Raw genomic sequence first — 4,821 nt, forward strand, 5'->3', positions numbered from 1 at the left:
TCTGATCATTGATTCTAACTGCATTACCGAAGAAATATTGCACACAAAAGTAGATAACATGCTGTTTTTGTGGTAACTAGACTAAATAAACCTGCCATGCCAACTTTCAGAGGCCGGTACTTCCCAATGCTCCAAATATTCCTGTTTATTGGCCACCAAATTGTTGAATACAATGGTGTTTTTAGAGATGGCTTTGGATTTCGCCATTTTCTTAAAATCGGACATGGATTTGTAGGTAATGTAATCTCCTTGTTTAAAGGAAACATTCATCCTGTCCATCAGTTCTACCCCGTAGCGTTTTTCCAAACCTTGAATAAAGTGAACCGAGGTATCAATTGAACAACCCGAGGCCGCAGCATTGGATTGATCCAGTCCTATGACAATAAAACGGTTATATCGGATCTCAAAGGCCGCTTCTAAAGCCGCTCCATGGGCGGTCCACTCAGTTAAAAACTGCGTAAGCAGGTCGTTGATCTCTTTCAGCTCCTCTTCGGTAAAGTTTCTATTAGACTGGTAGATCCATATTCTGGCCGAATCAGGTAATTCAGTAAATGTTGTGATCATTTCTTTTTCTTAGATTAATTTTTAACGTTCTATCTCCTTCTTTCTTTACTAAAATCATTCCAAAATAAACAAAGGTCAAAGATCTTGTGCACTTGCCAGTAGCTCTGCAATATCCATAACAGCTATGGAAGCTTCTTTTTCTTTGTTTTTCACACCGTCTGTCATCATGGTGTTACAAAAAGGACAAGCTGCCGCGATGATCTCAGGCTGTGTTTCCATGGCTTGTTCCGTTCGTTCAATATTTACTTCCTTATCACCTTTTTCGGCTTCTTTGAACATTTGAGCCCCTCCGGCGCCACAACATAGCCCTCTGGATCTGCAGTTTTTCATCTCAACCAATTCGGCATCGAGCTTTTGAATAAGTTCTCGCGGGGCCTCGTAAACATTATTTGCCCTGCCTAGATAACAGGGATCGTGATAGGTAATTCGTTTACCCTTGTACGTTCCACCTTCTAAGCTGATTTTTCCTTCGTCTACCAGTTCTTTTAAAAACTGTGTATGGTGCACTACATCGTAAGTACCTCCTAAACCGGGATACTCATTTTTTAAGGTATTGAAACAATGTGGACAGGCTGTTACTACCTTTTTGATCCCGTATCCATTCATGACCTCAATATTGGTCACTGCCTGCATCTGAAATAAGAATTCGTTTCCAGCTCTTTTTGCCGGATCTCCGGAACAACTTTCTTCCGTGCCCAATACGGCAAAAGATACACCTGCATTGTTCAGCAATTTCACAAAAGCCTTGGTGATCTTCTTTGCCCGGTCATCAAAACTACCGGCACAACCAACCCAAAATAAAATCTCTGGTTGTTTTCCTTCCGCAAAAAGCGATGCCATTGTGGGTACATTCATGTTGCTATTTCTTGAGTATACTATATTATTTCGACTCGTTTGCCCAATTGAGTCGGTCCATTTGATTAAAGGGCCAGGGAGCCCCATTGTTCTCTATATTGCCCATCATGGCATTTAATTCTGCCGGTGCGGCCGATTGCTCCATCACCAAATACTGCCTCATGTCCATAATAATAGACAAGGGATCTATACTCACCGGACAAGCCTCTACACAAGCATTGCAGGAGGTGCAGGCCCATAATTCTTCCCTGCTGATATAGTCATCCAGCAATTGTTTCCCATCCGCTACAAAGGTGCCGCTATTCTGATCAATGTTCCGCCCCACCTCTTCCAAACGATCGCGGGTATCCATCATGATCTTTCTTGGCGACAATTTCTTCCCGGTTTGGTTTGCAGGACATTCACTGGTACAGCGTCCGCACTCTGTGCAGGTGTACGCACTTAGTAATTGTACCCACTTAAGATCTTGCACGTCTGAGGCTCCAAATTTATCGGGTGGTGCCGCATCTTCTGCGGGAGCTGCAAAAGGATCTGCATTGGGATCCATCATAAGCTTCACTTCCTTAGTAACAGCCTCAAGATTAGCGAATTGTCCTTGTGGATTTAAATTCCCGTAATAGGTATTCGGGAACGCCAAGAGAATATGCAAATGCTTTGAATAATAAAGATAATTAAGGAAGAACAAGATCCCCCCTATATGCAACCACCAGGCAGTTCTTTCGATCAGAATTACCGTGCTTGCTGAGAGACCATCAAATAAAGGTGAAATAAACTGACTAACCGGAAAGGCCCCGGCCTGAATATAATGAGCCTCGCCCAATTGCTGTAGATGATGATCTGCAGCATTCATGCTAAGGAACAATCCCATAAGGATCACCTCAATATAAAGGATCCAGTTAGCGTCGTTTTTTGGCCACCCTTTCATTTCTGGCTTTAAAAACCTTGCAATCTTTAAGGCATTCCGACGTAACCAAAATATTACCACTGCCACAATCACAAGAAATGCCAGGATCTCAAAAGAGGCTATCAATATATCGTATAGTCTTCCCAGGGGTGCAAAAATCCGATGTGTCCCTAACAGGCCATCAATGATAATTTCCAATACCTCAATGTTGATGACAACAAAGCCTATATATACAATGATATGCATGAATCCTGCAATAGGTCTGACCACCATCTTTGATTGCCCCAGAGCAATAAGTGCCATATTTTTCCATCGCTGGGAGGTATTGTCTGAAAGATCTGCCGGTTTACCCAGAAAAATATTTCTACGGAGTTTTTTTACATTCCTTGTGAAAAATCCTACCCCCAGAATAAGGAGTACTGCAAAAATGATGTTCGGAAGGTATTCCATTAATTACTGCTGATTAATAAGTGCGGGGTCGTTTTGAGGAAGCGAATACTCTATCTGTTTCTTTCCAAATACGGAAACATTTACATAGCGTTTCGGATTCAATCGAAAATCTTGTAGTAACAGGTCTAACTCTTTTGAGGCTGCCGTTAAATTATCGTATAATTCCTCATTTTTCATGAGTTTACCGAGCGTGCCTTCTCCCTTTTCCATTTTTCCAAGTAAGGCATCCAGGTTTTTGATGGTCGATTCCAAATTCTTAATGGTACCGCTAAGATTAGTTGCAACTAAAGTATCTGATAGTTGAGCGAAATTCCTGGTCAGGGTATTGATGTTATTTAAGGAACTGTCTATATGCATCCTGTTAGCATCCATAAGCTCGTTAAAGGTGCCGGCGGTTTTCTTAAAATTCTCTACTACCGTGGTGAGTCCTTGTATACTTTGGCGAAGACTGTTTTTGGTCTTGTCATCTAATACATCATTGACATTCATTAAAAGAGAATCGGCATTAGATACCGCTCCCTCTACCTTCAGCTGTAAAGGTGAAAGTTTTTGTTGCACCAATTCTGTTAATCCGGGACGTGTGTTGGTCTCAAGAGTATCTCCAGATTTCGCCATCGGAGCTCCATCAAAGACAGGTTTAATTTGAATTCCCTTGCCCCCGATAATTCCGGTGTCGTATAATTCTGCCTCACTGTTCTTAGAAAATTCAAAACTACTGGAGACCGTAAAAGTTACCATCAGATCGCCGGTATCGTCTTTAAATTGAATATCATTCACCTTTCCCACACTAAAGCCATTTATTGAAACCTGTGTGCCGGTCTGTAAACCTCCTACATTTTTATACACGGCGTAAAAAACCTTGCTGTCATCAAATAGTGGTGTCGATTTCAAATAACTGAAGCCCAAAATAAAAAGGAGTATGCCCCCAATCACAATGATACCTGTCTTAATTTCTCGTGATAGTTTCAACTTCAATTTTTTTGGTTTCAAACAAAATTAGAAATAAAATCGGAAGGCCGATCATTAATCCCCTTCGTATTTTAAAGCGTCCTGCAGTGGGATACGCTTACCCTCCTTGTAGGCTACGATATAAGAAGTGGTAAAACCTTTCATATCGGCATTCGATTTAAGAAGTTTTGCGCCCATGTAGGTGTCTGTTTCACCATACAGGTATCTGTAAAGATTATTAATCGGTTCTTTTGATATCTTATTTAAACCATTAAACTCAGCAGAATTCAAGGGCAGATTCCTGGCAGAAGCCATGATCTGGACCTTAAAAATGATCCCTCCTTTGGAAACCAACATTCTGGTTTCTGAATCTGCGGTACTCTTTTCTACCTCTTCTTTTGATTCCTTTGAAACCGGTTCGGCCGCTTCAACATTTTTTCTGACCTCCGGAAGACTTTCTTTTTTTGGCATATCCGGATCTGTTTTTTTTACTTCCTGAATAATCTCTTCTGGTTTATTGGCGGCTGTTCCGTTAGAGATCACTGTCTCGGCATCCGGGATGCTATTTTTATAATTGATGATCGCCTTCGCAATAGCAGTGCCCATTTCGACCTGACCTTTTCCTGAATTCAAATACTTACCTTCCTCTTTATTGGTCAGGAATCCGGTTTCTACCAATACACTGGGCATAAAAGTTTGATGCAAAACAATAAATCCGGCTTGCTTAACTTTTCGGTCATTTCGTTTTAGCTGACTGGTAAAATTCTCTTGGATGAGTTTTGCCAACAATATACTCTGATCCAAAAATTCTTCCTGCATTATTGTGAGACCAATAACAGACTCGGGAGAATTTATATCGTAATTGGCATAGCGTGCCTCGTAATTATCTTCCAGATAGATCACCGAGTTCTCTTTCTTAGCAATCTCAAAATTTTGTCTGTTCGCATTTAAGCCCAATACAAATGTCCCTGCTCCATGTGCGTTGGATGTATGGGAATCACAATGGACCGAGACAAAAAGATCTGCTCCTGCCTTGTTTGCTATCTCGCCGCGTAGAAAAAGATCCACAAAGGAATCGTCATCACGAGTATACACCACCT

5 protein-coding genes are annotated in these 4,821 nt (G+C 41.3%); all 5 read right to left on the reverse strand.

The window, feature by feature from the left end; genetic code table 11:
• Window positions 1–81: 81 nt before the first annotated feature.
• Window positions 82–564: an ABC transporter ATPase gene (locus WBM49_RS12145; RefSeq protein ID WP_424372319.1), complete on the reverse strand. Its 483-nt coding sequence runs from the start codon at window positions 562–564 to the stop codon at window positions 82–84.
• A gap of 75 nt (window positions 565–639) precedes the next feature.
• Complete coding sequence (locus WBM49_RS12150) at window positions 640–1,419, reverse strand: (Fe-S)-binding protein (protein WP_424372320.1); 780 nt, start codon at window positions 1,417–1,419, stop codon at window positions 640–642.
• 25 nt (window positions 1,420–1,444) lie between these two features.
• The gene (locus WBM49_RS12155) at window positions 1,445–2,773 is read right to left on the reverse strand and encodes a 4Fe-4S dicluster domain-containing protein (RefSeq protein ID WP_424372321.1); all 1,329 of its coding nucleotides are present in this window, start codon (window positions 2,771–2,773) and stop codon (window positions 1,445–1,447) included.
• A 3-nt stretch (window positions 2,774–2,776) separates the two neighbouring features.
• Window positions 2,777–3,742 carry an MlaD family protein gene (locus tag WBM49_RS12160; RefSeq protein ID WP_424372322.1) on the reverse strand — a complete coding sequence of 322 codons (966 nt, stop codon included), beginning with the start codon at window positions 3,740–3,742 and terminating at the stop codon, window positions 2,777–2,779.
• A 54-nt stretch (window positions 3,743–3,796) separates the two neighbouring features.
• Window positions 3,797–4,821: N-acetylmuramoyl-L-alanine amidase family protein (locus WBM49_RS12165; protein ID WP_424372323.1), on the reverse strand; the 1,025-nt coding region annotated here is incomplete at its 5' end.

It is taken from the genome of Muriicola sp. (genome assembly GCF_049669965.1).
Taxonomy (GTDB): domain Bacteria; phylum Bacteroidota; class Bacteroidia; order Flavobacteriales; family Flavobacteriaceae; genus Muriicola.

Excerpts from the sequence above, each read along its gene's own strand:
- WBM49_RS12145 (WP_424372319.1), bottom strand. The coding sequence starts at position 564 with ATGATCACAACATTTACTGAATTACCTGATTCGGCCAGAATATGGATC.
- WBM49_RS12150 (WP_424372320.1), bottom strand. The coding sequence starts at position 1,419 with ATGAATGTACCCACAATGGCATCGCTTTTTGCGGAAGGAAAACAACCA.
- WBM49_RS12155 (WP_424372321.1), bottom strand. The coding sequence starts at position 2,773 with ATGGAATACCTTCCGAACATCATTTTTGCAGTACTCCTTATTCTGGGG.